The organism is Cohnella lubricantis (assembly GCF_014212015.1).
In the GTDB taxonomy this organism is placed as follows: Bacteria; Bacillota; Bacilli; order Paenibacillales; family Paenibacillaceae; genus Cohnella; species Cohnella lubricantis.
Map to the genome: position 1 here is coordinate 13,371 of NZ_JACJVN010000007.1, position 24,502 is coordinate 37,872.

Annotated in this window: 41 protein-coding genes; 4 read left to right on the forward strand and 37 right to left on the reverse strand. The window is 55.1% G+C overall.

Features of this window, described 5'->3' with window-relative positions:
- Positions 1–5 precede the first annotated feature (5 nt).
- The 15 genes from H4Q31_RS01250 to H4Q31_RS01320 all read right to left on the reverse strand — a co-directional run bounded on the left by H4Q31_RS01250 (position 6) and on the right by H4Q31_RS01320 (position 9,171).
- Positions 6–368 (reverse strand): hypothetical protein, encoded by a 363-nt coding sequence (locus tag H4Q31_RS01250; protein WP_185177254.1) that lies wholly within the window; start codon positions 366–368, stop codon positions 6–8.
- Positions 343–1,689 (reverse strand): replicative DNA helicase, encoded by a 1,347-nt coding sequence (locus H4Q31_RS01255; RefSeq protein WP_311771657.1) that lies wholly within the window; start codon positions 1,687–1,689, stop codon positions 343–345. Before H4Q31_RS01255 ends, H4Q31_RS01250 begins: the two co-directional genes overlap by 26 nt.
- On the reverse strand, positions 1,661–2,458 hold the full coding sequence (locus H4Q31_RS01260) for a phage replication protein O (protein ID WP_185177255.1): 798 nt from the start codon (positions 2,456–2,458) through the stop codon (positions 1,661–1,663). The genes H4Q31_RS01255 and H4Q31_RS01260 overlap by 29 nt, the downstream gene beginning before the upstream one ends.
- The gene (locus H4Q31_RS01265) at positions 2,459–3,103 is read right to left on the reverse strand and encodes a hypothetical protein (RefSeq protein ID WP_185177256.1); all 645 of its coding nucleotides are present in this window, start codon (positions 3,101–3,103) and stop codon (positions 2,459–2,461) included.
- Positions 3,104–3,850 carry an MBL fold metallo-hydrolase gene (locus H4Q31_RS01270; protein WP_185177257.1) on the reverse strand — a complete coding sequence of 249 codons (747 nt, stop codon included), beginning with the start codon at positions 3,848–3,850 and terminating at the stop codon, positions 3,104–3,106.
- A complete protein-coding gene (locus H4Q31_RS01275; RefSeq protein ID WP_185177258.1) occupies positions 3,847–4,470 on the reverse strand; it encodes a hypothetical protein in 624 nt (207 codons plus the stop codon). The genes H4Q31_RS01270 and H4Q31_RS01275 overlap by 4 nt, the downstream gene beginning before the upstream one ends.
- A 5-nt stretch (positions 4,471–4,475) precedes the next feature.
- A complete protein-coding gene (locus H4Q31_RS01280; RefSeq protein ID WP_185177259.1) occupies positions 4,476–5,399 on the reverse strand; it encodes a RecT family recombinase in 924 nt (307 codons plus the stop codon).
- A 3-nt stretch (positions 5,400–5,402) separates the two neighbouring features.
- Positions 5,403–5,600, reverse strand: coding sequence for a hypothetical protein (locus H4Q31_RS01285; RefSeq protein ID WP_185177260.1), 198 nt, complete (start codon positions 5,598–5,600; stop codon positions 5,403–5,405).
- Positions 5,597–5,968: a hypothetical protein gene (locus H4Q31_RS01290; RefSeq protein ID WP_185177261.1), complete on the reverse strand. Its 372-nt coding sequence runs from the start codon at positions 5,966–5,968 to the stop codon at positions 5,597–5,599. The genes H4Q31_RS01285 and H4Q31_RS01290 overlap by 4 nt, the downstream gene beginning before the upstream one ends.
- Entirely contained in the window at positions 5,958–6,620 is a 663-nt protein-coding gene (locus tag H4Q31_RS01295; protein WP_185177262.1) for a bactofilin family protein, read from the reverse strand. Before H4Q31_RS01295 ends, H4Q31_RS01290 begins: the two co-directional genes overlap by 11 nt.
- Positions 6,617–8,164 carry an ATPase gene (locus tag H4Q31_RS01300; RefSeq protein ID WP_185177263.1) on the reverse strand — a complete coding sequence of 516 codons (1,548 nt, stop codon included), beginning with the start codon at positions 8,162–8,164 and terminating at the stop codon, positions 6,617–6,619. The genes H4Q31_RS01295 and H4Q31_RS01300 overlap by 4 nt, the downstream gene beginning before the upstream one ends.
- Positions 8,165–8,238: 74 nt before the next feature.
- On the reverse strand, positions 8,239–8,484 hold the full coding sequence (locus H4Q31_RS01305) for a hypothetical protein (RefSeq protein WP_185177264.1): 246 nt from the start codon (positions 8,482–8,484) through the stop codon (positions 8,239–8,241).
- Positions 8,465–8,605 (reverse strand): hypothetical protein, encoded by a 141-nt coding sequence (locus tag H4Q31_RS01310; protein ID WP_185177265.1) that lies wholly within the window; start codon positions 8,603–8,605, stop codon positions 8,465–8,467. The genes H4Q31_RS01305 and H4Q31_RS01310 overlap by 20 nt, the downstream gene beginning before the upstream one ends.
- 77 nt (positions 8,606–8,682) lie before the next feature.
- Positions 8,683–8,886, reverse strand: coding sequence for a hypothetical protein (locus tag H4Q31_RS01315; protein ID WP_185177266.1), 204 nt, complete (start codon positions 8,884–8,886; stop codon positions 8,683–8,685).
- A gap of 3 nt (positions 8,887–8,889) precedes the next feature.
- Positions 8,890–9,171, reverse strand: coding sequence for a hypothetical protein (locus H4Q31_RS01320; protein WP_185177267.1), 282 nt, complete (start codon positions 9,169–9,171; stop codon positions 8,890–8,892).
- Positions 9,172–9,355: 184 nt separating this feature from the next.
- On the opposite strand from H4Q31_RS01320, the gene H4Q31_RS01325 reads away from it, so the two are divergent.
- The 3 genes from H4Q31_RS01325 to H4Q31_RS01335 all read left to right on the forward strand — a co-directional run bounded on the left by H4Q31_RS01325 (position 9,356) and on the right by H4Q31_RS01335 (position 11,219).
- On the forward strand, positions 9,356–9,793 hold the full coding sequence (locus tag H4Q31_RS01325) for a helix-turn-helix domain-containing protein (RefSeq protein WP_185177268.1): 438 nt from the start codon (positions 9,356–9,358) through the stop codon (positions 9,791–9,793).
- A gap of 217 nt (positions 9,794–10,010) precedes the next feature.
- Positions 10,011–10,238 (forward strand): helix-turn-helix transcriptional regulator, encoded by a 228-nt coding sequence (locus H4Q31_RS21845; RefSeq protein WP_376698199.1) that lies wholly within the window; start codon positions 10,011–10,013, stop codon positions 10,236–10,238.
- Between the two features lie 495 nt (positions 10,239–10,733).
- A complete protein-coding gene (locus H4Q31_RS01335) occupies positions 10,734–11,219 on the forward strand; it encodes an FxLYD domain-containing protein (RefSeq protein ID WP_185177270.1) in 486 nt (161 codons plus the stop codon).
- Between the two features lie 15 nt (positions 11,220–11,234).
- Here H4Q31_RS01335 and H4Q31_RS01340 read toward each other — a convergent pair whose 3' ends face one another.
- The 3 genes from H4Q31_RS01340 to H4Q31_RS01350 are packed head-to-tail and all read right to left on the reverse strand — an operon-like array spanning position 11,235 to position 13,251.
- Positions 11,235–12,548, reverse strand: a complete 1,314-nt coding sequence (locus H4Q31_RS01340; protein ID WP_185177271.1) for an ISL3 family transposase — start codon at positions 12,546–12,548, stop codon at positions 11,235–11,237.
- On the reverse strand, positions 12,545–12,739 hold the full coding sequence (locus tag H4Q31_RS01345) for a hypothetical protein (protein WP_185177272.1): 195 nt from the start codon (positions 12,737–12,739) through the stop codon (positions 12,545–12,547). Before H4Q31_RS01345 ends, H4Q31_RS01340 begins: the two co-directional genes overlap by 4 nt.
- The gene (locus tag H4Q31_RS01350; protein WP_185177273.1) at positions 12,736–13,251 is read right to left on the reverse strand and encodes a YopX family protein; all 516 of its coding nucleotides are present in this window, start codon (positions 13,249–13,251) and stop codon (positions 12,736–12,738) included. The genes H4Q31_RS01345 and H4Q31_RS01350 overlap by 4 nt, the downstream gene beginning before the upstream one ends.
- Positions 13,252–13,337: 86 nt before the next feature.
- Between H4Q31_RS01350 and H4Q31_RS21850 the strand changes: the two genes are divergently transcribed.
- A complete protein-coding gene (locus H4Q31_RS21850) occupies positions 13,338–13,520 on the forward strand; it encodes an FxLYD domain-containing protein (RefSeq protein WP_209703551.1) in 183 nt (60 codons plus the stop codon).
- A 62-nt stretch (positions 13,521–13,582) separates the two neighbouring features.
- On the opposite strand, the gene H4Q31_RS01355 is transcribed toward H4Q31_RS21850, so the two are convergent.
- The 19 genes from H4Q31_RS01355 to H4Q31_RS01445 all read right to left on the reverse strand — a co-directional run bounded on the left by H4Q31_RS01355 (position 13,583) and on the right by H4Q31_RS01445 (position 24,490).
- Positions 13,583–14,308 carry a C39 family peptidase gene (locus H4Q31_RS01355; RefSeq protein WP_185177274.1) on the reverse strand — a complete coding sequence of 242 codons (726 nt, stop codon included), beginning with the start codon at positions 14,306–14,308 and terminating at the stop codon, positions 13,583–13,585.
- Positions 14,305–14,535 carry a hypothetical protein gene (locus tag H4Q31_RS01360; RefSeq protein ID WP_185177275.1) on the reverse strand — a complete coding sequence of 77 codons (231 nt, stop codon included), beginning with the start codon at positions 14,533–14,535 and terminating at the stop codon, positions 14,305–14,307. The genes H4Q31_RS01355 and H4Q31_RS01360 overlap by 4 nt, the downstream gene beginning before the upstream one ends.
- A gap of 2 nt (positions 14,536–14,537) precedes the next feature.
- Positions 14,538–14,792: a hemolysin XhlA family protein gene (locus H4Q31_RS01365; protein WP_311771658.1), complete on the reverse strand. Its 255-nt coding sequence runs from the start codon at positions 14,790–14,792 to the stop codon at positions 14,538–14,540.
- Positions 14,793–14,864: 72 nt separating this feature from the next.
- Positions 14,865–15,056: a hypothetical protein gene (locus tag H4Q31_RS01370; protein WP_185177276.1), complete on the reverse strand. Its 192-nt coding sequence runs from the start codon at positions 15,054–15,056 to the stop codon at positions 14,865–14,867.
- Between the two features lie 54 nt (positions 15,057–15,110).
- Positions 15,111–15,509: a hypothetical protein gene (locus H4Q31_RS01375; RefSeq protein WP_185177277.1), complete on the reverse strand. Its 399-nt coding sequence runs from the start codon at positions 15,507–15,509 to the stop codon at positions 15,111–15,113.
- 12 nt (positions 15,510–15,521) lie between these two features.
- Positions 15,522–16,730: a hypothetical protein gene (locus H4Q31_RS01380; RefSeq protein ID WP_185177278.1), complete on the reverse strand. Its 1,209-nt coding sequence runs from the start codon at positions 16,728–16,730 to the stop codon at positions 15,522–15,524.
- A gap of 1 nt (position 16,731) precedes the next feature.
- Positions 16,732–17,085: a hypothetical protein gene (locus H4Q31_RS01385; RefSeq protein WP_185177279.1), complete on the reverse strand. Its 354-nt coding sequence runs from the start codon at positions 17,083–17,085 to the stop codon at positions 16,732–16,734.
- A 12-nt stretch (positions 17,086–17,097) separates the two neighbouring features.
- A complete protein-coding gene (locus H4Q31_RS01390) occupies positions 17,098–17,316 on the reverse strand; it encodes a hypothetical protein (protein ID WP_185177280.1) in 219 nt (72 codons plus the stop codon).
- The gene (locus tag H4Q31_RS01395; protein WP_185177281.1) at positions 17,316–18,527 is read right to left on the reverse strand and encodes a hypothetical protein; all 1,212 of its coding nucleotides are present in this window, start codon (positions 18,525–18,527) and stop codon (positions 17,316–17,318) included. The genes H4Q31_RS01390 and H4Q31_RS01395 overlap by 1 nt, the downstream gene beginning before the upstream one ends.
- Positions 18,524–20,584 carry a phage tail tape measure protein gene (locus H4Q31_RS01400; RefSeq protein WP_185177282.1) on the reverse strand — a complete coding sequence of 687 codons (2,061 nt, stop codon included), beginning with the start codon at positions 20,582–20,584 and terminating at the stop codon, positions 18,524–18,526. The genes H4Q31_RS01395 and H4Q31_RS01400 overlap by 4 nt, the downstream gene beginning before the upstream one ends.
- 49 nt (positions 20,585–20,633) lie before the next feature.
- Positions 20,634–20,846, reverse strand: a complete 213-nt coding sequence (locus tag H4Q31_RS01405; RefSeq protein WP_245347266.1) for a hypothetical protein — start codon at positions 20,844–20,846, stop codon at positions 20,634–20,636.
- Between the two features lie 74 nt (positions 20,847–20,920).
- Complete coding sequence (locus tag H4Q31_RS01410; protein WP_185177283.1) at positions 20,921–21,307, reverse strand: hypothetical protein; 387 nt, start codon at positions 21,305–21,307, stop codon at positions 20,921–20,923.
- Between the two features lie 13 nt (positions 21,308–21,320).
- On the reverse strand, positions 21,321–21,743 hold the full coding sequence (locus tag H4Q31_RS01415; RefSeq protein ID WP_185177284.1) for a phage tail tube protein: 423 nt from the start codon (positions 21,741–21,743) through the stop codon (positions 21,321–21,323).
- Between the two features lie 4 nt (positions 21,744–21,747).
- Complete coding sequence (locus H4Q31_RS01420; protein ID WP_185177285.1) at positions 21,748–22,155, reverse strand: DUF3168 domain-containing protein; 408 nt, start codon at positions 22,153–22,155, stop codon at positions 21,748–21,750.
- Positions 22,152–22,526, reverse strand: a complete 375-nt coding sequence (locus H4Q31_RS01425; protein ID WP_185177286.1) for an HK97-gp10 family putative phage morphogenesis protein — start codon at positions 22,524–22,526, stop codon at positions 22,152–22,154. The genes H4Q31_RS01420 and H4Q31_RS01425 overlap by 4 nt, the downstream gene beginning before the upstream one ends.
- A complete protein-coding gene (locus tag H4Q31_RS01430; RefSeq protein WP_185177287.1) occupies positions 22,526–22,840 on the reverse strand; it encodes a phage head closure protein in 315 nt (104 codons plus the stop codon). Before H4Q31_RS01430 ends, H4Q31_RS01425 begins: the two co-directional genes overlap by 1 nt.
- Positions 22,837–23,133, reverse strand: coding sequence for a head-tail connector protein (locus H4Q31_RS01435; RefSeq protein ID WP_185177288.1), 297 nt, complete (start codon positions 23,131–23,133; stop codon positions 22,837–22,839). The genes H4Q31_RS01430 and H4Q31_RS01435 overlap by 4 nt, the downstream gene beginning before the upstream one ends.
- A gap of 6 nt (positions 23,134–23,139) precedes the next feature.
- Positions 23,140–23,313, reverse strand: a complete 174-nt coding sequence (locus H4Q31_RS01440; RefSeq protein WP_185177289.1) for a hypothetical protein — start codon at positions 23,311–23,313, stop codon at positions 23,140–23,142.
- 16 nt (positions 23,314–23,329) lie between these two features.
- A complete protein-coding gene (locus H4Q31_RS01445) occupies positions 23,330–24,490 on the reverse strand; it encodes a phage major capsid protein (protein WP_185177290.1) in 1,161 nt (386 codons plus the stop codon).
- Between the last annotated feature and the right edge of the window lie 12 nt (positions 24,491–24,502).

The window sequence follows — 24,502 nt, forward strand, 5'->3', positions numbered from 1 at the left end:
TCACCTCAATCATCATCCAGCCACCCGGCGAGCGCCGCCGCCGGCTTTACTTGCTGCGGTTCTTCCGCCGCCGCGGGAACGGTTTCCGGCGGCTTCGACGGCTCCGCGCGCCGTTCTCCGTGCCCCGGATCCGACTCATCGAACGCCCAACCGAGGGTATTGTAATGCTCGCACAGCCCCGGGTACTCCTTGACCAACTGCCCACGGCGGTATCGCTGAACAGCTTCCGCGACGAAGTCATACGCCCGCATCAACTTTTCCTTGGCCGCCGGATCGAGCAGCGGGTCTTCCAGCTCTATCGATTTGCTGACCAGCCAGTTAAGCGACCGCTCATAGGCCTCTTCACTTTCGATGCGCTTTACGCTCACCCGTCGGCACCTCCTTCGGCTCCAACTCCACAAATCGCTGAATCCACCATTCGAATGCCAGGCGGAATTTCTTCGTGCCGATGTTCCGGCCTTTGGCGAATATGGATTGCACCACCTTGGCACTGCCATTCATCTCGTCCGTATCCCACAGAAACTCAACCACGTCCGCGTCTTGCTCGATTGATCCGGATTCCTTCAGGTCGGACAGCTTCGGCTCGTCCCGGCTTTCGCTGCTGCGTGAGAGCTGGGAGAGAAGCATGAACACGCATTTGAGTTGGCGTGCCGTTTGCTTCGCCGTAGTCGTTACTCGTCCGATCGCGGCCGCGCGAGTCTCGTTCTTCCGCTGGGGAATCTCCATGATCTGCAGGTAGTCGACGATGATCGCCGCCAGCTTGCCGTAACGCTTGCGGAACCGCCGCGCTGTCGCCCGGACCTCTTGGATCGTCACGCCAGCAGAGTCTCGGATGAAGATCGGTAGACGAGATACCTCGTCGTATGCGCGGTTGATGCGGTCCCATTCGTTGTCCGTGAATCCCTCTGTGCCGCCCTTGTTGATCAGTCGTCGATAGTTTACTTGGGAGACCATCGACACGAGCCTATCTATCAATTCGTTCCGGTCCATCTCCTGAGAGAAGATGAGCACCGGGCCGGCGTCTGGGTTGTGCTTGGCAATGCCGTAAGCGTATTGAAGCGCCTTGGCCGTCTTACCTGCTCCCGGACGCCCAGCGAGAATGAACAGCCATCCGCGCCACAGCCCGCCTGCCCACTCGTTGAACAGCTTGTAAGGGCTCAGCAGCTTCTCCGCCTTGCTCCTGATGTGCCGAAAGTAGTCATCCCGGGTGTCTCCGAGCCCGACCATCTCGGATTCCGCCGCCGGCCGTAGGTCGTCGACGAGGCTCTCAACGGCCGCGAAGTAGTCCTCGTCGCTCTCATAATCCTCGTTGGTCGCTTCGACGATCTTGTCCGCCAGCAGCCGGCCCCGCCGTTTATGTGCCCTCGACCGAACGATCTCGGCGTACGATCGAACATTAGAAGCGGTCGGAACGGATGAGGCGAGCGCGGTCAGGTCGGAGATGCTGCCCATGTCCTCGAGGCGATTGTGCTTGTTGAAGTGCCCGGCGATCGTCACCACGTCCACCGGACGGTCATGCTCATGAAGGTAGCGCATCACCTGGAAGATCAATTCATAGCGCTTTTGTGAGAAGTCGCGCGGTTCGAGGAAGGCGATCTCATCAAGGCAATCGGGCTTGAGTAGGATCGACCCGAGTACGGCGGATTCCGCGAAGAAGTCATCAATCTGGTTCGAATGCGTACGGATCACCCCCCTGCTCTATCCACTCCTGAGCCTTTGCGATACGATCGATTGCCGACTTATTGCCGCCGCCCTTCCCGCCGCTGCGCACGCCGGCCGCCTTCATTTTCAGCGCCAGTTCGCCGAATTTCTCCCGCAGCTTCTTCGCCGACAGCACGTTCGTCTGCCAAAACGAATCAGCCGTCACCCAATCGATCACGTCGCGGATCAATTGCTTGTCCGTCACCTTGTCGATCTCCACCAGCTTCCGGAAGTCCTCAGCCCACTTTTGCAGATCAGCCTTCGCGATCGAGGAGTGGTTGAAGTCGATGTTCGCAGCCATGGCGACTATCTTCTTATGGAAGTAGGAGGCCATGCGGTAGTAGGTATTATCCGCGCTGTACTGCTCCGGCTTCTTACCGCGCCCCCTCCGAGGCGGCGATGGTGACGGCGGAGGCTTCCGCTTCTTCGCTGGCGCTTTCGGCGGACGTTCGAGCCATGCGTCGAAGTCTTTATTGAAGCGAAGCACTCGCGGGCGACCGGAGCCGCCCGACAGCACCTCCAACACGTTACGCTCGATCAGCGCTGTCACTTCGCGGTCGACCTGGCTGCGCGCTGCGCCGATCGCTTCGGAAAGGAATGATAGCGTGAACTCGTGCTCCTTGCGGCGGAAGCCGTAGGTGTACCGCCAGATGACAAGTAGGAGGCGGAGCTGCGTGCCGTTGAAGCGGAAGCGCGGAACATGTTCGAGCAGCTCGTTCGATATCTTGGTGAATCTATTCGGTTGCGGATTTGCCACTTAACCCACCCGCTCTTCTTGCTCCTTTTGCTTGATGCGTTCCACGATCCGGCAGGCGAGTTTAAGATTGTCGTCTCGCTCCGATGAGTTAGGCTCTTCTTTCAGCCACTCGCTGATGATTCCGGCAACCTCTTCTTCGATTGTTAATACCGGCTCCGGTTCCTCAACCTTGTATCCGTAGCGGAGGGCGTCAACAATATCGAGGAACGAATCGCTGTTGGCTCGATCCCGCAAAAGCTTCAACCATTCGCGGTCTTCGTGCTCGTTATTTTCTTGAGCGATGTACCATGCGTGAAAATCTGTATCACTAAGGGCGAACTGAGCCTTCAGTGTATCCAGCGCATTACAGACTTCCCGCGGCAGCACAACCGGCTTCTGCTCGTCGATCGTCCGCTCGATGGTCTGGAGCAGCGCATCACGTTCGCGCGTCAGCTCGTCAACTTCCTCACGACGCTGGAGCAGTTCTTGCCATATCGAGAATGGTTCGACATCATCGACTCCGACGAACAGGCCTGCAAAAACACCGCTCAACACTCGAAATGAACAGCGTGGATAATGCTTGTGTACGAAAAGAATGGTATCAATCGGAATCACGACGTGTCCGAAGTCAAGGGATCGGCGGGTTACCACATATTGCTCATTCACTTAAACCACCTCCAAGAAATAGTCCTTGCCGTTCGTGTATCCGCGCCTCCGTAGCGCCGCTTCGACAGTCGCCTGCGCGAGCTCGGGAATGTTGTTGCTCTTACTCAAGTGTGTCAGGTAGACTCGCTCGCCTCGCCCCTGGACTAGCTGGGCGAGTGCGGCGGCCGTCTGCTGATTGCTCAGGTGCCCCAGATCGGAGAGCACACGAGCCTTCACGCTGTCCGGGTATTCGCTGACGGCTACGAGCTCCGGGTCGTGATTCGCTTCAATGATGTAGATGTCGCTGCCCTCCATCGCTTTCAGCATGTCGCGGTCTACGCGGCCAGTGTCGAGGCAGATGCTCACTTTCTGTTCAGCCTCAATCGTGAACATAAGAGAGTCATAGGAATCATGATGGGTACGGAACCATCTGACCGTTATGCGCGGCTCGTCCAATATTTCAAGCTCCGTATATGGTCGAAGCGTGCGGTGTAAATCTTCGTCGACGCCCTTTATGTCCTTCCATTCACCCTCTGACGCATATACCGGGATGCGATACTTGTTTGCCAGCGGCAGCCCCTTGACGTGGTCGATGTGGGCATGGGTGACGAATATGCAAGCGATCTCGTCCGGCCGGATGCCTGCTTCGAGCAGCCGCTTCTCGATCTTCGTCTTCGGTATCCCGGCGTCGACCAGGATGACGGTGGAGCCGGAGCGGACGGCGATGCAGTTGCCGCCGCTCCCTGATGCGAGAATGTCGATCTTCACTCCGACTCACCAACGATCCGCGCTTCACCTTCGAGGAAGAGCTTCAGGCGTTTACGCTGTTCGTCCGAAAGCCCCCAACGGACCATCTCCGCCAGCGTTCCGCAGACCGCCGCCTCTCCCCACTCCTGGCATCCCCATCCGGTATAGTCGCATCCGGCATCGATCAGGGCGTACCGACCATCTTTAAGAAGGAACACGCCGATCCAGTTCAGCCCGTCGTTCTCGCCGTCATCTATTGCCATGATCTCTGCAACGTCTGCGCGGTCAAACGGTTCGGTGGAAACCGCTTGGGCGAATTGCACCACAACCGGATTTCCGTTCAACTCCGTTCCGACCTCTTTGCCTGCAGCACCGAATGCTTCTTTCCAGTTGTAGTCCCTAAGACGTTCTGGAACTCCCAGATCTTCATCGGTCGCATCCCGAAACATGACCGAATTGAAATGCTTGTTGGGGAATTCCTTCAAATAGACATTCGTATGGTACGGATGAACATCCGTCTGTTCGACGGTATATATGCCTCCCTCGACAAGTCCCGCTTTGCGTGCTTCCAGCGGATCGTCGTCATGCCCATTGAGGTTTAGGAAGACGACCTTGTGCCCTTCTCTGGCGAAAATGTCCATCCCGCTCACGCCTCCCCACCGAGCAGATCGTCTTCGTCCGACGTCTGCGCCGCACGCTGCGCGATGTCGACTTCCATCATCTTGACGAGTTTGGTCAGCTCCTGCAGGGTAGGTGTTTCACCCTTCACGACGTTCTTCGACGCGATGTACTCGGATTTCGCCTCTTTGCCGGTGATGCCGAGCTGCTTGAACTTGGCGTTCATCTGCTTGCGGAGCTCGTCCATTTTGTCGTTCTCGTTGTCCGGTTCAGATTGCGGCGCGGGCTGATGCCGTTCAGCTGCGGCGGCCACATTAGCTTCCGTAGTGATGTCCCTGCGTTGCGGCGCCTCATAAGCGGAAGGCGTTCCCGAATGAAGATCATCGTCGTCGAATTCAAGTCCGTACTGCCGCTTGAGTGCGCGCTGCTGGACGTGCTTGCCGATCATGTCCGGCTCCCACTTGTTCCAGTTATCTTTGTTCTGGCCGGTGTACATATGAGCGATATGGTCTTTGTCGACGAACTCAGTCACCGGGCGGAAGCCAATTCGATAGGCGATCGAATATGCACCGATGATGCGACCGCGCGGGAAGCTGATCGCGTGCTCGAGGATTTCCCAATCGTCAGAGCCATCTTCACGCTTGACCTTGCGCGCCTTGAATGAATCGTTCTCGCAAACGACCTGCGTGTCCGGTGGCTGGAAGCCTTCCTTCTCCCGTGCCTTCGAGAGATAGGCTTCGGCAGCGAATTGGATGCGGGCTTGGTTGCCGTACTTAATGAAGAAGATTTCGTTCTTGAACGGATCGAGCCCATAGGATGCCGCCTTGTGGGCGAACAGAACGAATTCGGGGTCGGTTGCCGTAGGGCAAAGCGAGGTACGGATGACGTCCAGAACTTCCGGTTTAAAGACAGCTTGGGTTTCCGGGGTTACAAGTGCGATGCTTCTGCTCATGAATTAAAATCCTCCCTTGGCGGCTTCGAGGCCGCGCTTTATTTGTTTCTTGGCGCTCTCCCATGCCTTCGCGTAAACAGCATCGGGATCGTCGCTGGGCTCAACCGTCATAACTACGCCTGCGTCGACTTTCAGCGATTCGTAGTTGCCGAGGTTCTTGGTGAAGGTGAAGCCGACCGTGATCTCCTTGGGCTGGCTCATCCCTTCGCTGCCTCCCCGTTGTAGTAGCGGCGGAAGCGGAAACCTTCATATTTCTCGATGCGCTTCCGATCCTGCCGGCTGGCGATGAAACCGTAATCGGCCTTGATAGATTCGGCGGTAACCGATGCGCCAAGTGCGCCGGGGACGTAGCGGGCTTTCTTCTGCCGCGGTTCCGCAGGCTTGCGCTCCATGATTCCGCGATCGCGCAAGCTCTGAGCGCGGCGGTCGCCGCTCTTCTTATTGCGTCCGCGGACGGACAAGCCGCCTTTGGCTGCGGCGATATCGTAAAATGCGGCGGACTGGCGGGCGATCGCAAGGGCGTGATCTTTCTTGGCTTTACTTTTGAACGTGGGGAGTTTAATTTTCATCCTCGTTTTCCTCCTGTTCGTTGATGGACACGGCCACTTCTCGGAATCGTAGGCGGATATACTGGATCAGCACCAGGTACTCCTCGGCGTGGCGGCTGCCGTCGTGGCGGAGATTCACCGCAGCTTCGAACTCGTCCAGCGTGCCTCGGAAGCAACCACGGGTAACCTCGATTTCGCCCGTCTTGATCGTATAGGCGGTCAGCGTGCCATCCTCCGAGCCAACGGAGGATGCCCAGAAGATATGTTTCCGGCTCTCCACCCAAGCATCGCCGTACACCTGAGCATTGCCGTACACCCGAGCATCGCCGGACACCTGAGCATTGCCGTACACCTGAGCATTGCCGTACACCCGAGCATCGCCGTACACCCAAGCATTGCCGGACACCTGAGCATTGCCGGACACCCAAGCATCGCCGTACACCTGAGCATTGCCGTACACCAGAGCATCGCCGGACACCTGAGCATTGCCGTACACCTGAGCATTGCCGTACACCCAAGCTTCGCCGTCCTGATCGAGGTTTGCTTCGCCTGCGATCCAGCCGCCGAGATCGCCTTCGTCGACGCCATGCTCGGGGATGTCACGCAGCGCCTTGATCTGGTAGAGCGTTACGCCGAACCATTCCTTGGTCGTTTCAGTCAATACGTATTTCATGCTGCTTCCTCCGTTTCAATTTTGAGTTCTTGGTCCAACACCGCGCGGCCAGTGACAAGCTGGTCATAGACGGCGACGCGCCCGGTGTACGATTCAATTCCGTCGATGAAGCAGGGAACCACAAGCTCGCTTTGCTTGAACAGCACCTCGGCCAGTTCCAACCCTGCGGCGATCTTCTCGCCAGCGGACAGCACCGCATAATCCTTGCCGTCCATCTGGATCGAGAAGTCCGGCTCCCATTCGTCCGTCGACTTGACGTATTTGAACAAACGGATCGACAGCGTCGTGAATAGAGCTTGTACCTTCGCGGCTTGCAGTTCCGCCTCTTTCGCGCGGTAGGCTTTCGCGGAGTCGAGGATGAAGATCGACTCTTTCAGGCTGGCGTGCGTGGCTGCTTCTTCGATGCGAGCGTCTTCGAGAAATTCCGCGAGCTGCTGGCGGCGTTCCGACTCTTGGAGCAAATCGACGAGATACTGGCGATCCTCTTGAAGTTTGCGGACGGCGGCCATCGTTTCGGAGACGTCGATGTATTCGAGGGCGGCGAGTTCGGCTTCTGCCTCTTTCCGCTGGACGACAACGGCGTCATACTCGCGCTTGAAGTCTGCGATCCGGCGTTGCTTGTCCGCCTCTGCTGCCGTTACGGATTCGCCCTGCAACGGCTGACGGCAAACGCGGCAAGTGTCCGCGATCGGTTCGGCTTGAAGCGCGGCAAATTGCTCCTTCATGCGGTCGCGCTTGTCTCGGAGAGATGCGACCTTGCTTTGCAAGGCAATGATCTTTCGATTGTTCTCGTCCGCGCCGGACATGCTCGCGATCGCCTCTTCGATCTTCGCATCGATGATGCCGATGTCGCGTTTCGTCGTTTCGGGATCAATGGGAGACCCGCCGTTCAAAGGAGGCAGGCGGTCGATCTGCTCCTGCAGCGTCTTCGTCCGGCTCTGTGCGGCGATGTGTGCCTTCTCCAGCTTCGACTTCTGCCCGCCGGTGCCGCCGTGGATCTTCTGCAGATCGTCGAGGCTGTGCTTTTTCGTCAGATCAGCAAGCTTGTCCGCTTGTGGAGAAGGGAGCTGCTTCAGCACTTCCGACTTCGCCGGCGGCGTCGTGTACCGAAGGATCATCTCGCGCTGCTTCGTCCAGTGGAGACCGAAGAAGTATTGCGGGTTGTAAAGGGAGAGGAACTCATCACGGTCGAACAGTCCGGCAACGGTGGACTCGTACTCCTTCGCCTTGGTTGGCACGTCATTAATGAGGAACATGTTGTCGCCACCATCGATGCCGCGCTCGAACTTGATCGCCGTGCCGTCGACTTCCAGAATCAGCGCAGCACGGGTGACGTTCGCATCGTAATTGACCGGCTTCGGACTCCACTTACGACCGAACAAGTCGACTCCCCACAGCACCCACGCCGGCGCGGTACCGATCGATGTCTTGCCTTGACCGTTGCGGCCGGATAGCTTCGTAACATCGCCATACTCAAGACTCAGCCGGTGATGCGCCGTGAAGTTCTCCATCTCTAGCGAAATGAAGCGGATGATTTTAGCCATTTTCGATCCTCGCTTCCTGTGTTAAGATGATTGCGAACATTTTCGTATTGGCCGCTCTCTTGGGCGGCTCTTTTTTATTGCAATACTCGAAAGGCAGATTTCCGAAGAAGCTCTCTTCCCTTATCCGCGCCGTTCCGCATACACATAACGAGCTCCTGGAACAACTCTTCTTCCACTGGTCCGGGCTGTGATCCGATGTATGCAGCGGCAGCCCCCATGTGCGCAGCCAAGAATTGCAGGAATTCAGAGAGTTCGTCATCATTGCTGTGGTCAACCATTTTGAACAGGTCTTGCACAGCCTTATAAATCTCCTCCGGCATCCTCCGTCGCCTCGCCTTCCATTTCAATCTCCAACTTCATGTCCCGGAACTGCTTGAAAGCGTCGAGCTCATCTGCTTGCGGCTTCTCGCGCCGGATCGGCGGTTCGCTGAACCTGTCCATCGTCCACCTCCGGAAGCACCCGGTAATAGTTCGGGTTGTAACTCTCAACCACTTCGCCGCGGCGGACAACGATTCGATCAGGCTCGAGCCGGGCGATGGGTCCGCTGACGATCTGCTTCGCAGCCAGCATTTTGTTTCGCTCCTTCCAGTCGAGACTTGTACCACTCGTAACGGCGGCGCGCCCATCGAGCGATGTTCGTTCTGCCTTCGTGATCCATTCGCTCTTCGAGCTGCAATAAGAACAGGCAGACGCCGAGCAGTTGGTTCGTAGTCATGATCATGGCTTACTCACCTCCTTTCACATGGCTTTTTTTGTTACAAGCTTGTAACGATGATTCGACAAAAAAGAAGCGTTCGAACGGTCCGCCAAATACGGTCAGCACGCCGGCAATGTATGCTGTACCGGGCGAGTTGTGTCGCGGGTCCGTAACAGGCAACATCGCCCGCCACACTTGGGTTACAGACACGCCTAGTGCCGCAGCGATCTGCGTGTTGTTGTCCAGACCACGCTCAACCGTCGCTTGGATGAAAGCATCGACGCGCAATCGAATTAGCGGTTTGCTCACAAGTATCACCTCCTAGAATTCGACAAGGCATTACAACCTCGTAACACCACTATACATTCGTGTTATACAACCTTGCAATATGTCGGAAACAAAAAATTGCGCGCGCGTAATGTTATTGGTATAATTCGGGTGATCTATTTACACTTGTAAATGGGATAAACCACATGGAGGGAATGGGTACTTAGTGGAGTCATTAAGCTATGGGGCGTTTATCAAACACCATAGACTAGCTAGCGGGTATAAGAGTCAAAGGCGGCTGGCAGATGCAACGGGAATATCGGCTGCAACTATATCGAGGATGGAGGATGGATTGAACAGACCGACTCCAGAAACGCTCAAAGAGTTGTCCAAGGTGTTGGATACGACCTCGTACACGGAATTGATGGTTGTATGCGGGTATTGGGATAAGGATGAGCTGCTTGATCCAGGCGCTGTTACTAATGCAATGAAAGATAGAAGCCCCCTTCCTGATGGGAAGAGGGCTGTTAGCTCGAACGATATGAAGCTGCTTGGTGATCTAAAAAAGCTTGCTGATGAATACCAGATGGACTTAACTGACCCGAAGACTTTCGATATGCTGAAGGACGCGCTCGATCTCATCAAGAGAGTACGAGGCAAATAATTCGACCGCTGCATCTCGAAACCGCTTTGCCTTTTCGAGTGCCGCATCTTTTTGTGCGTCGATGTATGGTCCGATCAGTTCTATGGCGTGTCACCCCTTGGATGTTATGTTATCCGTAGCGATGTGGTGTTCTGATTATAGCACAAAATGCGAACAATATACGAACACTTTTGCATAAAAATTTCCGACACTAATCGACAATCGAAAGGAGTATACCATGGCTTACCTCCTCGGAGGGAGCCTGCTACGGGATCGATTAAAGGATGCCGGCATGTCGCAAGCCGAGTTCGCGCGACGCATGGATTGCACGCCACAGTATGTGTCCGGACTGATTTCGGGCAATGAAACGATGTCGCTCGAATTTGCGATTAACGCAGCGTTCATTCTGAAATGCCGCGTAACCGATCTCTACATCCTTATCCCATCGCGTAGCAGGAAAGGGTAGGTTTCATGCCCTCCCTTCGAGTTAATGTTAAGTCATAGCTTTACGATTCATTCGATTTCATTGTAAACGCTTTGCATGGCATATATTGTCGGACGGTGTCGAATTAATTTATGGAATTTGTGCCCAGTCATCCCCCCTTTCGAGAACGAAAAAAAGCCGTTGAACTCAGAAATGTGTCACTTAGCGAGCACTCCTCCTTATCAATGGACAGACTTGTAGCGTCCATTGATAATTCCGTGAATAGTGCTCAAACCTCTTACTAAGTGATTCCTTCTGAATCCAGCGGCTTTGCCGTTTGAATTCTGTCGATTCCCTATTACCTCATTTGGCTTTCGCCAACAAAACTCCCTCCGCCGCATGGCTGGGAGATACCTATTGCCTGTCGTGATTATAGCAATAATACCGAAAATCTGGCAAGAACTTATTCCCAAGCATCGCCAAATTGTGACTTTTGAAGTAGAATACTGCTAAAGACTAGGATACTAGGAGGGTATTATGTACGCATTCATTGGAGTAATTGGCTTTTTAGCAGCTATTGTTTTTCTGATCATGGGGATTGTGTCAAAGGCTAGAAAGAAACCGTCGACGAAGCGTAACTTTATCATTGCAGTAGTCGCCTTCATCATCTTCATTGGCGCCCTGTCTGCCGACCCAGGCACTGACGATACGCAAGAAGCGAGCGGAACTGTTTCTCCCTCTCCGTCGGCCGCTACGGTTTCTGTAGATACGAGCGAAGAGAAGGCAGCGGAAGACAAAGCCGCTGAAGAGGCTAAACAGAAAGCGGCGGAAGAGGCCAAAGCTAAAGAAGAGGCAGAAGCGAAGAAAAAGGCAGAGGAAGAAGCGAAGAAGCCAAAGCTCGAAGTATTGGAGCATAATTTCGAGAGTGATGAATTCACAAGCTATGTAACGGGTATCGTTCAAAACAATACGGACAAGGAGTATTCATACGTACAGATTGAAATTAACGGGTATTCGGATTAACGTGTTGAAAAGGGGCTAAAAGCTCCCCTTCTCAATCACATCAACCAGTGTTGAAATGTCTGTTCCAAGGTACAACGTTTCTTCGTAATCTTGGCTGTTGTAGGACATCATGGAGTAGAAGGTGTTGTACTGTGAACGCATGGAATGTTTCGTTGTCTTGGTTTTACGGATGCCTTCTGTGAATAGAATCTTGGCTTTTAAGGCTTCGAAAGAGTAGCCCCTGCCAATACGGTTAGCAAGCCTTATGAGGTTGTTCACAGACTCCGTATAAGCGTTTGTGACGGGATGATCGAAGTAGTTGAACACTTCCTCCTCCCAGTTCTTCATAGCCGTCACAATAGGCTTAAATGGGGCTTGCATCTCATCAGGAATGCGTCTCAGCCAGTGCTGGTACTTGTCGTATGCTTCCAGACGGCTTTTGGAGTCCCATATCTTGAAGAAGTCTTCCTTGAGATCATAAGCCATTTTCAGCTTGGGATAGTTAGCCGTCCACAAATCCAGCAGAAGCATGTCCTGGGCAGTGAGATCGTGCTTACGCTTCAGCAGAACGTATCTATCACGCATGAGCTGTCGGCGTTGCTTTGGTTCAATCTCTTTGCGGTGTGCTTTGCGAATATCCTCTAAGGCGGTGTTAGCCATGCGAACCACATGAAACTTATCTACGACGATCATAGCTTGCGGTAGGATCGCCTTCACAGCGTCCTTGTAGGGGTTCCACATATCCATGGCAACGTACTGTATTTGATGCCTGTTAGGAAGCCTGCTGAGGTACTTTACAAGCGTCTCCTTATTGCGATTCTCCAGCATATCGAAGATCGTATTCTCTTCGATGTTTGTAAGGACGCAACGAGGCTTTATGATGTGGATCTCGTCGATGCCTAACCACTTGGGCGTTTCGTTGCGGAAGTGCTCATACAGAAAGTTCACGTAGTCTCGGAAGATGTTACGCACAGTCTTCTCATCCATACCTACTTCCTTCGCAATGCTGGTGAACGTTCGGCTGAGCGATTGCTGGCTCACATAGTCGATTAGACGCTGCGTAGCAAGTCGTTTATCACTCATGTCGAGCTGTATCTCGAAACACGTTGTACCGCAGTTCTTGCACCGATAACGCTGTTTCCTGAACGTTATGGCGACCCTTTTACCGTGCATTGGAGTATCGGCATACAGATGTTTCTTTGTCCCGTACTTCGACAAGTATTCTTCTCCGAATCCGCATTGGTCGCACATATCAAGAAGCGGAGATGCACTCTCCGCCTCGATATGGTAGGTATCTTCGGTTTCATGGACTGCAAGTATGTTTAGGCTTGGTAGGTTGAGTATGTTCACTGTTTCATACCTTTTTGAGCGTGCATGATTTCCATCATCTTGATTACTTGTGCTTGATAATACGGTTCGCTTTCTTCTGCGATCACGTCAATTACATTCCAGGTTAAAGTAATGACCGTATCACCAGATTGGAGAGTGATTCCGTTTTCGTTAGCGACGATATCATCAATGTTTTGGATGACCTTATTCATTGATCCATCACCTTTTCAAAAACAGGAATGCGACCAGTTCCGCCACACTCATCACATGCACTATTTCCGCCATGTTCGATTTTGTATAACAAGTGTCCAGCGCCTGCACAAGTGCCGCATTTTTCAACATCTACATGTGCGTTTGCAATTCCTTGAATGTTGGAGATTTCGTAAACATTGCCAACAACATTTAACTGCAACACATTAGAATGTTCTGCTTTTTTATATTGCCAAAGAGGGAAACACAATCCTTCTGCTAACCTTGCACCTTTGATGACTTTAACCATGAACATAGCCATGTCATCACGGTAAACAATTTCGTATCTGTGACCTTCGTTTTCAGCAATGTCATGTTCACAAACTTCCTTGCCATTCACATCTACGAAACCTGTGTATTGCATGACAACGAATCTGGGATCGCTTGACCATTCACCAATGATGAAATCCTGCAAGTCCATGGTCATCATGTTATTGGCGGTATCCCACCCACGAAACTTAATATCTCTTGGCATTTACAAGCCTCCTTTTTATTACCATTGTACCATCTTAGGAGGTTGATAACAACACGATAATCCGATTTTAATAGGTTTTGTCATCAATGAGGTTTCAACATGATTTTCCGAATAGCCAAATTAACTTGTACGACAAAGATGGAGTACAGATCGGGAGTACGTTCGCCAATGCGAACAATCTCGAAGGCGGCGGAAAGTGGAAATTCGAGGCCATTGTCTTAGAAGAAGACGTCGCGAGTTACAAAATCAAAGATGTCACTGGGTTCTAAACACAAAAATCCCCGCCAGCCACACGGCCAGCGGGGATTTGCTTTGGTGGATCGAATCGTCTTTAGCGCCTAACCACCACAAATGTCAGCCACGCCAGCTCCGACGCAGTCAGCGTCCGCTCTTTGATCTTGGTCAGCCACGTCTCGTCCGTGATCGTCTTGTTATCGAGCATCTGTTTGACGTTGCTCTCCAGCACTCCCCATTGATAATTGCTCAGCTGCAGCACTTCATCCGCCTCCTCCGCCGTTACCGGCTTAGTGATAATCCAGAATTGTCCTGCCTCGCGCTGAATCACTGAATCCTTTGCGCGCACCTTGCCGTCATCCTTGACGCCCTGATCGACCAGGCCATCCGCGCCATACTTGCGGTTATCTTTGTTTGGGTCGTAGACGTCGATCCAGCCATCACCCGCGCCGACGAGCAGGATGTAATGACCGCCAGAAGTAAAGTGGCCGCTGCGCATCGATGCGACGACGAGAGCGCCGCCCGCTAGCGCCTGCTTGGCCGCCGCGAAGTTGCCAGTCCGGCACGTCAGGCTGTAATACTCTGCGGCGTCCGAAAAGAAGCCCCACGCCGTGCCGTTGTTGTCGGTGCGGTAGCCATGATCGACGGCGTAGGCAGCCGTCTCCGTCGGCAGGATCGATCGCCCCAGCAGCGAGCTGGCGGCCATCGCGAATGATGTTGGGCCGCATGCGGACGTGCCTATTGTCTGCGACTTGTCGCCTCGAATCGTATACGGGACGTTGCGCCAGCGGGGATCCTCCTGGTTGTAGTAGACGAGGTTCATTTCCCGCCACCGTCCCGCGTCTTGACGTAGCTGTACGCGCCGCTGGCGGTCAGCCCGATCGTCGCAATGGTCACGACGGTCTGCTGCACGTTGTCCGGCACGAGCACAAACAGAGCGGCTACCGCAAGCGCGATAGCGGAGCTATGCTTCGCCGGCACGCCGTAGCCCTTCGCGACACCGACAAAAGCCGCCACGAGGGCGGCGAGCGTGAGAATATCTTGTTCCATTGTTATGCCAATCCCCCTTTGATGATAAAGGCGACAGCGGCGAGTATGATCGCACCGGCAACAGTGCGCCATAGCCAACGCTGGTTGTCTTCAATATCCTTGATACGTGCATTGGCGACTTTCATTTTTTCGAGCGCCTCATGGGAGTCTTCCTTCGCCTTATCGGCTGTCGCCCTCACGTCCGTCATGGCGTCGATTTTAGTCTCAACCCGCACCATACGTTCGCGAATGTCTGCTAATACTTGAGCGTCATTCACCCCGCCCCACCTCCCCCAACAATAGAAAGAGGCCGAGCAGCTGCCCGACCTCACATTACAAAACGTTTGCGATTATGCCGTTGCCTGCTCCCCGCCGTGCGGAATCTCCGGGTACAGCGCCGCCAGCTGAGCCAGCACCAGCGTCCGGTTGTCGCCTTGCAGGTTGTAGCCGTCGAGCAGCGCGTTGATATCCGTCTCGCCGGCCTTGTAGCGGATCGCAATTGCGCGCGCGAAGACGCGTGCCATATAGTCAGTCACGATCATGTTGTCTCACCTCCTCTCATGGACGTAAGAAAAGCGGCCCCGCGAGGGAACCGCTTATACTGATAATTGTGCAGCCATAAGATCGGCGATGGCTGCCGTCAAGTCGTCAATCGTCTGCTGCTGTTGGGCGACTTGCACCGATAACGGCGGCTGGTACACTGGCGGGGCGTCGGGGTCGACGGGATCAGGGTAACTGAATACGATCTTCGGCTCGCTCGGATCGCTGACATCGACTCGGAAGTTCCCACCGCACTCGGCAAAGTCCTGCTCGTATTGACCATATTCGAGTTGGATCATGCCCACCGTATCCGGCACTCGCTCGGCAAGCGCGGTGTATGTTGCAAAGTCCTGTTCGCGCGACTTCTCGAAGACATACTCCCCTTGTCGCTGTCCGATGGCCTTTATGATTTCACCAGTCGCTATTTCGTAATATACTCTCGGCCCGATCTGCATTTTAGTCCCTCCCTAGAATATGGCCCAATCATATAGGACGCCGCCTTGATACACGGGAAGCCGGAATCCGGCAGTATCAACACGACATTCATTTCCGTTCACTTGTCCTAAGAAAGCTCCTGAACTAGTTCCTTGTTTTAGTACGGCATAGACCGTAACCGTATCTGAGATCAGATCCACCATGTAGACCGTCATCATGGAATAAAAGACGTCTTTTCGACGTGCAATAATTAATGTGGGGGCTTTTGGTAGAGATAGCCCCGTTACTTCTAGAGCCTTGAGACCGGATGTGAATGTTCCGCTGGTATTGGGAAATGACACTGTGGCTGTATCAGATGTTTCCGCTCCACTAGCCAGCGGCTGACCTCCCCGAATTGCTGTCCCCACCATCCCGAACAGCGTCCCGATGATATTCTCCGGCTTGAAGTCTGCATCGGATATGGTAATATTAGCGGCTTGTCGATAATAGGCATCAGCAGGAATTCCTAGGTATAAGGTATTCCCCGATACCGCAGACCCCCCGGCGGCGTAGCTGCCTGATGTTCGAAGAGGGATCGTACCCGTTGTCCCCGCAATCGTAGTATCTGCGAGCACCTTATCAGCAGGCACGACAACCGCCTTAACCTTGCCCGCGCCGTTGTGATGCCCGTTAGGTATAGTCTGATCGACGTTAGACGGCGTAATAGTAATCGCACCGCGTTCGGGCATTGTGCCGACAACAATACCATCATCTGTGCCGATAGTCTTCGGCGCGAGGACGTCAGCTGCAGTAGCGTTACCGTACTCCCCCCCTTCACCCTGTAATATAAAAGCCGCGCCGTCGAAGACGACTGTATATATCCCGCCTGACTTGAAGTTGGTCATCGCGTTTCCGTTCGGTTTTTTAGCTGGGACTGGCGCGTCGCCAAAGTTAAGAGTTGACGCGCCATCGCTACTCTCGTGAATTTTTATCTTAATTGGAATGTCGAGAACGTCTGCATTGCTTGTTACCCCTTCAACGGAGATGATATAAGCGTTATCTGTGCCGCTCGTGATGAACACGTTATTTGTCAGGAATAACGTCCGCTCGATCTTATTCAAGTTAGCCGCCGATAGAGGAGTGCCTTGCTGAGTTACTTCTCCCGGGTCAGGTGTGAGCGTGATCTGATTGTTGTTCTGGTCGCGGAAGCGACTTGCGAACTGGACAACCCGATCCACCCACGTCGTTTTTTCGTAAGCCACGTCATGCCACCTCCACAACTTCGATTTCGACGGATAGCGTCAGGGACTGGGTGTCATTCTTGGTGATGTTCGCGCCGGTCGACGCGAACAGCTCGCCGCTACCAGGAACGACCGACGCTCCGTTGCAAAAAATGCCCCATTCGGTGATCGTCACGTTTGCCTCAGTCTCGTCAAGGAACAACTCCTTGATCAGCACGTCCCCATCGATAAACGTCTCGCTGGCCGTTTTTCGTAGCACTTCCTCTGTCAACTGCCTCGCTGATCGAGAGGGAGTCGCGCCGGTGCCGACCGCGATCACGTCCAAATCATCGTCGAGAAAGTCGATCACGCGCTGTAAGCCGGAATCATTGAGCATTCTTCACCCCTCCTAGATAAACGAATCCGCGCCGCACGTTGCCGGGTATATCGGGTTGGTGTCGCCGCATATCCGATACTGATGCAGGTTCACCCGAAGCGTGATCCTCAGCCCTAGCGTGCCGTATAGCTTGACGATCCGAGCAACGGTTTGATCGCTGTCGACTCCCTCCTGCTCCAGCGCCGAGACACGGCTGAACAGATTGGATAGGTCCTGCATTCCGTCAGCCATCAGTTCAGCACCTCCTCGGCCTCATAAGAGGCGATGATATCCTGCGGCGTAAACGATACCGAGACGCGGTTGATCCGGCATTGAGCGGTAAAACCAAAAGACGGGACCGTGATGGAAGTTAGTTGCCCTGGATTAAGCGCCCACGTTCGCGATTGCCAAGATGGGATGCGTACAAGCCCCTTTGTGCGCTTCAGCGCTTCTCGCCCGCGCTTGCGCGCCGCGCCCCGGTCCGTGATCTTTTTGTCGCGGATCGCCTTCTCATATAACCCGTACGTCGCCACGCTGCCGGTATCCTCGAAATAGTCGATGATTTGCACCGTCGGGCGATATCTAAACCGGAGCGTCATGCCCGCGGGCAGCGGCCCCGCCGTCCGCTTGAGCACGCGATTCTTTTTGTCGTATGTGTAATCCTTCGAGCTGCTGGCGCCTTTCTCGACTTCAATCGTCTTGGGCTCGCCGTCTTCCCAAACTTCCGGATAGTTTGGTTCATAGGCTAGGGTAAAAACATCGTTCTGTCCGTCACCAGTCCAATACTGATCGGTATAAGTACCAGCAGAAGACTTCGCACCGATCACCCATACGCGATTCGCGAGGTCGACCGCCGTCGTGCGGAGTTGGAACGAGTTGCGTATGATGATGCCCGGTAGGCTGCCCTTTCGCGTTGCGTCGAAGTCGATTGCCGCCACTCCGTCATACGTCGCGAAGAAATGCAATTTATCTTCGTGGTCGAGATACCAGTACGCTCCTGCGATATCAGCGAGCTTTTGGATCGCTTCGCCGAGCGTATCGTAGTCAAATCTTATTGTCTCAATCGTGCCACTGAAGTTGTTCACAGGCGAGGTGTCGACCCACGGCGCGAACTGTGCTATCAGGTCGAGCAGAATTTGCTTGATTGTCTGGTTTTCATAGACGGCGGCGACTAGGCGGCGGTGTAGCCGGTCGGTATTATCGACGCAGCTTATTCGTGTCACACGCTGCACGTCATTCCTGTTGTCATCCTGCTCCTTCACCACGCCCGCAAATCGCAAGACGCCATCCACGGTGATCGTCACCTCGTCCATGACATGGTTGGCGTCAATGTCGAAGCAGTCGAGTTCGAGCGACGCCGCTGATTCCCCAAGAGAGCGATCGAGATTAGCGGCGCGGGTTTTGCTGGTGATGTCATGGCGTTCACCGTCTGCTCCAGTCAGGACGATGCTGTAAGAGCTCACGTCACCGCCCCCCGCATCCGCAGCGTGCCACCCATGCGCTCGAAGGTCTTCTGCGCGATGGCGCGCCCGTCCATCTCGATAATAAGTGTCGTCGGCCCGCCGTTAGCTCCGCCGCCGTTTGCCGGATTGTACTCCTTCGGAACGACCGCCTCACCCTTGTGAATGTATGCAAGCGTATCTGCAGGTACGTAGTTCGTGCCAGTCGCAAGAGCCGGGATCTTCGGGATGTTCGGGAGGCCGACCGAGAATCCACCGACCTTGCCGACGAATGGGATGTCGATAGATGGGACTTCGATTTTGATGCTATTAACTCCGCCGATGAACTTGTTGATTGCGCCGATAATCCAATTGATCGACCCTTTGATAATCGATTCGATTCCTGACCACACGCCCTTGACTGTACCAGTTACGCTATCCCACACATTTTCTAACGCGGTTGCGATCGAGCCGAAGGCATCCGATGCCATCGTTTTAATGCCGCCCCAAGTGTCGGAGAAAAACGATTTGATGTTCCCCCACACTTTTTTGATCGTCGCCCATATGGAGTCCCAGTTCTTAACGAGCAGCGCAACGACAAGACCGAGTCCGCCGGTGAAGACACCGAGAATAACCGGCCAGTAATCAACGAAGAATTGCTTGATCGCATCCCAAACCGTTGCGGCGGTCTGTTTAATGCCCTCCCACACGCCGGTCAAATAAGCGACAATCTCGTCCCAATACTGATAGATCAGGATAGCCGCAGCAGCGATTGCGGCAATGACAAGCGCAACGCCTGCGACGATGCCAGCAATAGGCAAAATGACAGCCCACTCCGCTGCCGCCATCGCCCCAAGTGCGGCCGCCATGAAGCCAATCACGCCCACGAGCACAAGCAATCCGGCTGCAAGAGCTGCGCCGATCGCGATCCACTTCTGCGTTGTCGGAGACAGGTCATTAAACCAGTGCACGAGTCCGCTGATGCCATCCGCAACCGATTGGATCGCCGGCGCTAAAGCAGAGCCCATGCTGATCTGCAGCGTCTCAACGGCGCCGGATAGTTCGTCCATACTTCCTTTCAAGTTGTCCTTCATGGCGGCGGCAGCCGTTGCCGAAGCGCCGCCGGAGTTCTGCAACTCGGTTGTGAGCGCCTGTAATTTCTCGGGGCCAGCTTCCACGAGCGAGAGCATGCCGGTCATGGCCTCGGTGCCGAATATCGTCGAAAGCGCCTGCGACTTCTGCGCATTGGTCATGTTGGCCGTTGACGTGGCGAGCTGCTGAATGATCTGATCGAACGGCAGGAAGTTCCCCTGTGCATCCGTCACCGACAGGCCAAGCGCATCCATGCCTTTCTTTGCTTCTTTTGACGGGTCCGTCAGTTTCAGCAGAGCCGCCCGGAGTGTCGTGCCCGCTTGCTCGCCCTTCATGCCGCTGTCAGCCATGATGCCGGTCGCCGCGGCGAGTTGCTCCATCGATATGCCGAGCGAATTGGCGACTGGTGCGGCATACTTGAACGCGTATTGCAAGTCTTCGACCCCGGCGGCGGAGGTATTCGCTGACTTTGCCAGTACATCAGCAACCTTCGAAGCGTCTTTCGCCTCCATGCCAAACGCATTAAGCGCGGAGGCAACGGTGTCGGCCACCATCGCCATATCCTCTCCGGACGCTTCCGCCGCTGCAATCACCCCCGGCATGGCAGCAATGGTCTGTGTTGCGTCGTACCCCTTGGCCGCCATGAGCTCCATGCCAGTTGCAACCTCGGATGCACTCTTGGACGTGCTGGCGCCGAGGTCAAGCGCGGTCTGACGCATATCCTCAAGGTCGCTCCCGGTCGCCCCGGCGATCGCACCGACGCGGCTCATCTCGGCGTCAAAATCCATCGCCTTGCTTACCGCGACCCCAAGCCCCGCAGCAATCGCACTGCCGGCTGCTGTAAACGTGATACCTATTTTCGTGCCGGCATCTTGGATCTGCTTCCCCAGCTTCCCCCACGTTTTTTGAAACTCGGTCATGTCCTTTTGGAAGTCCGTAAGGTCGACGCCGAGCCGGACCGCCATACTCGCGATCGTCTCTTTAGCCATCTATTCCACCCCTTTCCGGGTTTGTTTCCAACGTCAAAAAGGGAGGCCGTCAATGGCCCCCCTTCATCCTTGCGATTTGCTCCCTTAGCTTCTGTACGCCGGATTCTCGATCTTCTGGCGTCATCCGCTTCTTGCCCTTGCCGAGCAACTGGTCGGCAGTTACGCGGTGTTGCTTTTTCAGATGCACGTTCATCAGGTTCGCAGCGTGCCACGCGAGCCGCTGCATCTCGGCTTCGACACGGAGGTTATAGCCCTCGCACATCTCCGTGAACTCTCCTGGCGTAAGCCGCCAGAATTCCCACGGTTTTAGGCCAAGCAGCCCGTAGGCGGTTCGCTTTAAATCTCCCCATGGGAGTCGTCCGCTTCCGTCTCCAAGCTGCTCTCCGCGTTTTTTTCCAACTCATCGACCGATACTTCTCTCAGAATCTTGGCCCGCTTGAGTGCGACCATGATCGGCTGAAGGAAGGTCATCGGCGTTTTGCCATTTTCCACTTCCTGCTGCAGCCACTGACCGACTTGCGCCGGCTGAATGCCGGGGATCTTCCACTTGAGCCCGGCCCACAGGAACAGACGAACCGTGTTAAAGCCGACGCTGTTCTCTGAGAAGATGGCGGCGACACCTTTACCAGTACGCTCTTCGACTTCACAGACGGCATTAAAATCGTATTTAAGGAGCCGGGACTTGCCGCCCAGCTCCACCTCAACGAAAGATCGTTCACTCATGGTTTACCTCCTATTAGACTTCAGGCGTCTTGGTGATTCTCTCCAGCTTGCCGGAGCCGGTAAGTGTGGCCGAGATGGAAACCGCATCATCCACCGGCGCGCCGATCTCATAACTGGTTATGAACGCCGTCCCTTTGTAACCCTTAGCGCTCGGCGAATCCTTCGGGTACAGGACGACCGTCACAGGGGCGTTCTCGAAAAGCGCGTCCTCGAGACTTTCTTGCGATTCGTCGTCCGGAACGTATAACAACTCCGCGTCGACGGACCAGCTGCGGAACGACGGGGTGTTCTCGGCCCAGCCGTCCGTGTCGAAGTTGGTCGTGTCGATCGTATCCGCCTCGATGGACAGCGTCGCCTCTTTGACTTTGGCAAGCGCCGTTTCCGTAGTGCCTTCAGCGGTATACAGGCCGCCCTCATAGCCAGCAATAGCAGGCATATTGTCACTCTCCTTTTTGCAATTTGACCCGGTAGCGAACGGGGACATGCCGAGTCACGCCGTCCGGGTCGCGGATTGTCTCTGAAAAATCGTAGTAGCAACCCTCGACCTCCCACCCCGGAACAGGAAAAACCGTATCGGCGAGGATACGGTTCAGATGGTCGAGTATTTCGGCTGACTCCTTGAAACCGGCGTACCGGCTCCAGATGTGCAGCGTGATCGTGCATTCTTCGCCGAAGCGGTCGAACGTGCGGTTCGGCACGCTGGTCACGTCGCCGATGGTGACGTAGGGGAAAGCCTGATCGTTAGGCACGGCGTCGAATACGCCTTTTACCTTAGCCATCAGCGCGGCGTCGGCGATCAGATGAGTGCGGACAGCCGTCTGCAGCGCCCAGAATGCGGAACCGCTCACGGGATCGCCCCCTTTACAGCGGAGCGCACATCGTCGAGGTACTTGTCCCGTTGTTCTTCAGCCGATGGCGTGATAAACGGTTGCGCGGCCATTTTGACTGTGCCGAATTCAAGAAGGTGAGCGTGGGAGCCCTGCGGTCGCGTCGGCCCGACGTCGGCGCCAAGTCCGTCCTTGTCGTACTTAGCCGCGATGCTATCGCGAAGGTTTCCGCTGTCGACCGGAGCGCGTGTCTGGATCGCCTTCCGCAGCGCGTTCGCGTTCTTGCGGACCGCGGAACGGAGATTGACCCGGCTGGCCTTATCGAAGCGATCGAATGCCGCCAGCACGTCTTCCGCTCCGGTGATTTTCACGTCCACTTTAACGCGCCCCATCAGGTGGCCACCTCCCGCTGACAGACCAATTCGATCGTCTCCTCATTCTTGGTGTACGTCCGGACGATATCGTACCGGCGACCACCTTCGCCTGCCGGAAAGCGCAACTTTCGCTCGTCCGAGTAATCGGCGAAGCGCACCTCGAACATAATTTCCGGCTTGAGACCGGCTGCGTGCGCCTGATAATACTCGGACTGTCGAATAGACTTGCGGCTGGCGAACACTTCGCGGAACGTATCCTGCTCGGTATAGCCGCCGCCGCCATCGTCTACTTGTACGATCGCAATCAGATCCAACGTGTCGCGCCACATCATGAGGCATCACCCGCCGCCGTATACTCCTGCGACAGCGTCAGGTGAGCCTTGAGCATGTTATAGGCGTCGCGCAGCCGATCCGCGTCCGGGTTGTCGAAGCCGAAGTTCGCTTTCGCATAGGTAACTACGGCCCGCTTAATGAGTGCGTCAGGAGCCTCGGCGTCGGCTTTGACGGCGAGCACGCCGGAAAGTTTCAAGTCTGCGCGGGACGCGTCGATCAGGTCGGTCACTTCGGAGTCGAATGCGCTGCTGGAAATGCGCAGCGCCAACTTCACGTCATCCAGCAGCGCCATGGTCACCTACTCCTTGTCCGCCGGGTCGTCGGGCACGACTACGGGTTCTTCGGCAACCTTCTCGAGGTAGCCGGCCTTTACGAGTTCGGCGGTCCGCTTGCTGTCGCCTTCGAAGATGTCACCAACGCGATAGGGTTGCCCGGTGTGCTTGTCCTGGAATACTTCGATCACTTTGAACATGTTCGAAGCCCCCCCTTTATACCGCCGCGGCTTTCTTCACGCGGAGGAAGCCGTTCTTCGCCGTGACGTTGCCGCCGAAGAAGCCGCTGCCACGGTGCGCAATCATGCCCTGCTTGAATTTGTAGTCCGTGGAGCGCTGGACGTCCAAGTCCGAGAAGATCGCGAGCGTGTAGTTGGACAACGGTCCGTATGCCATGCAATATTGCCCGGTCGTCGCCGTGCCGAGTGCTTTGCAGGCGCTGTTGATGATGTACGGGACGCCGTCGATCGTTCCGGTGTTGCCGTTGTTCTTAACGTCGTAGACCTTCTTGCCGTCTGCGTCGCGCAGCTTCGCGAAGGCTTTCAGGTCTTTCTTGTTGAGGATGAGCACGGCCACGTCCTCGACGTCTTCATCTCCGCCGTAGGAGTAGATGATCTCGTCGAGCGTTGTCGCGTCGATTGCCGAGATGCCCAGGTCCGTTGCTGCATCGATCGCGGTCGCTGCAGCGGAGAAGATGCCGGCCAAATGGTTCGTGGAACCGTCGCCGATCAGAATCTCGCGAGTGAGCTTTTTACGGACCGCCACTGTGATTCCGTCCATAACTACGCTGTCGTAATCTGCGGCGGGCAGCTTCTGAACTTCTTCGGAATCTTCGGCGTATGCCGTAATCTTGGTTTTCTTAATCGTGGCTTTGTTGAACATCGGTTCGGCGTCGGCATAGTCGGCGCCCTCTGCGGTGTAGTCGCCCGTTCCGTATCCTTCCTGGTACGGTTGTTCAAACGACTCGCCGCCTTTGAGTTCCATCGGCTTGACTCGGTCGATCAAGCTGGATACTTCATTGAACGTCGGGTTGATGGTCGGGCTGTCGTGTTTCGGCAGGACGACGTTGGAGCTGCCGACCGTGACGGACCGGTTCTCTTTCAGCGCTTTTCCGCGTTCCTCGCGAACCTTGCGAGCTTCTTTCTGAGGGTCTTCCTTCACCGGGTTCTCTGCGCCCGGGATTTGGCGTTGCTCGCCGACGTCATTGGCGGCCGTTGCGATGCCTTGGGCCAGCGTCTGCCGCTTTTCGATTTGCTGCAGCTCGATGTCCAGATCGCGGAGTTCTTTCTCCAGTGCGTCGAGGTCGACCGCTTCGGTTCCTTCCAGCAGGGCGCGAATTTCAGCTTTTCGTTTTTCGATTTGTTGTTTCCGATTCACTCGGATCAGCTC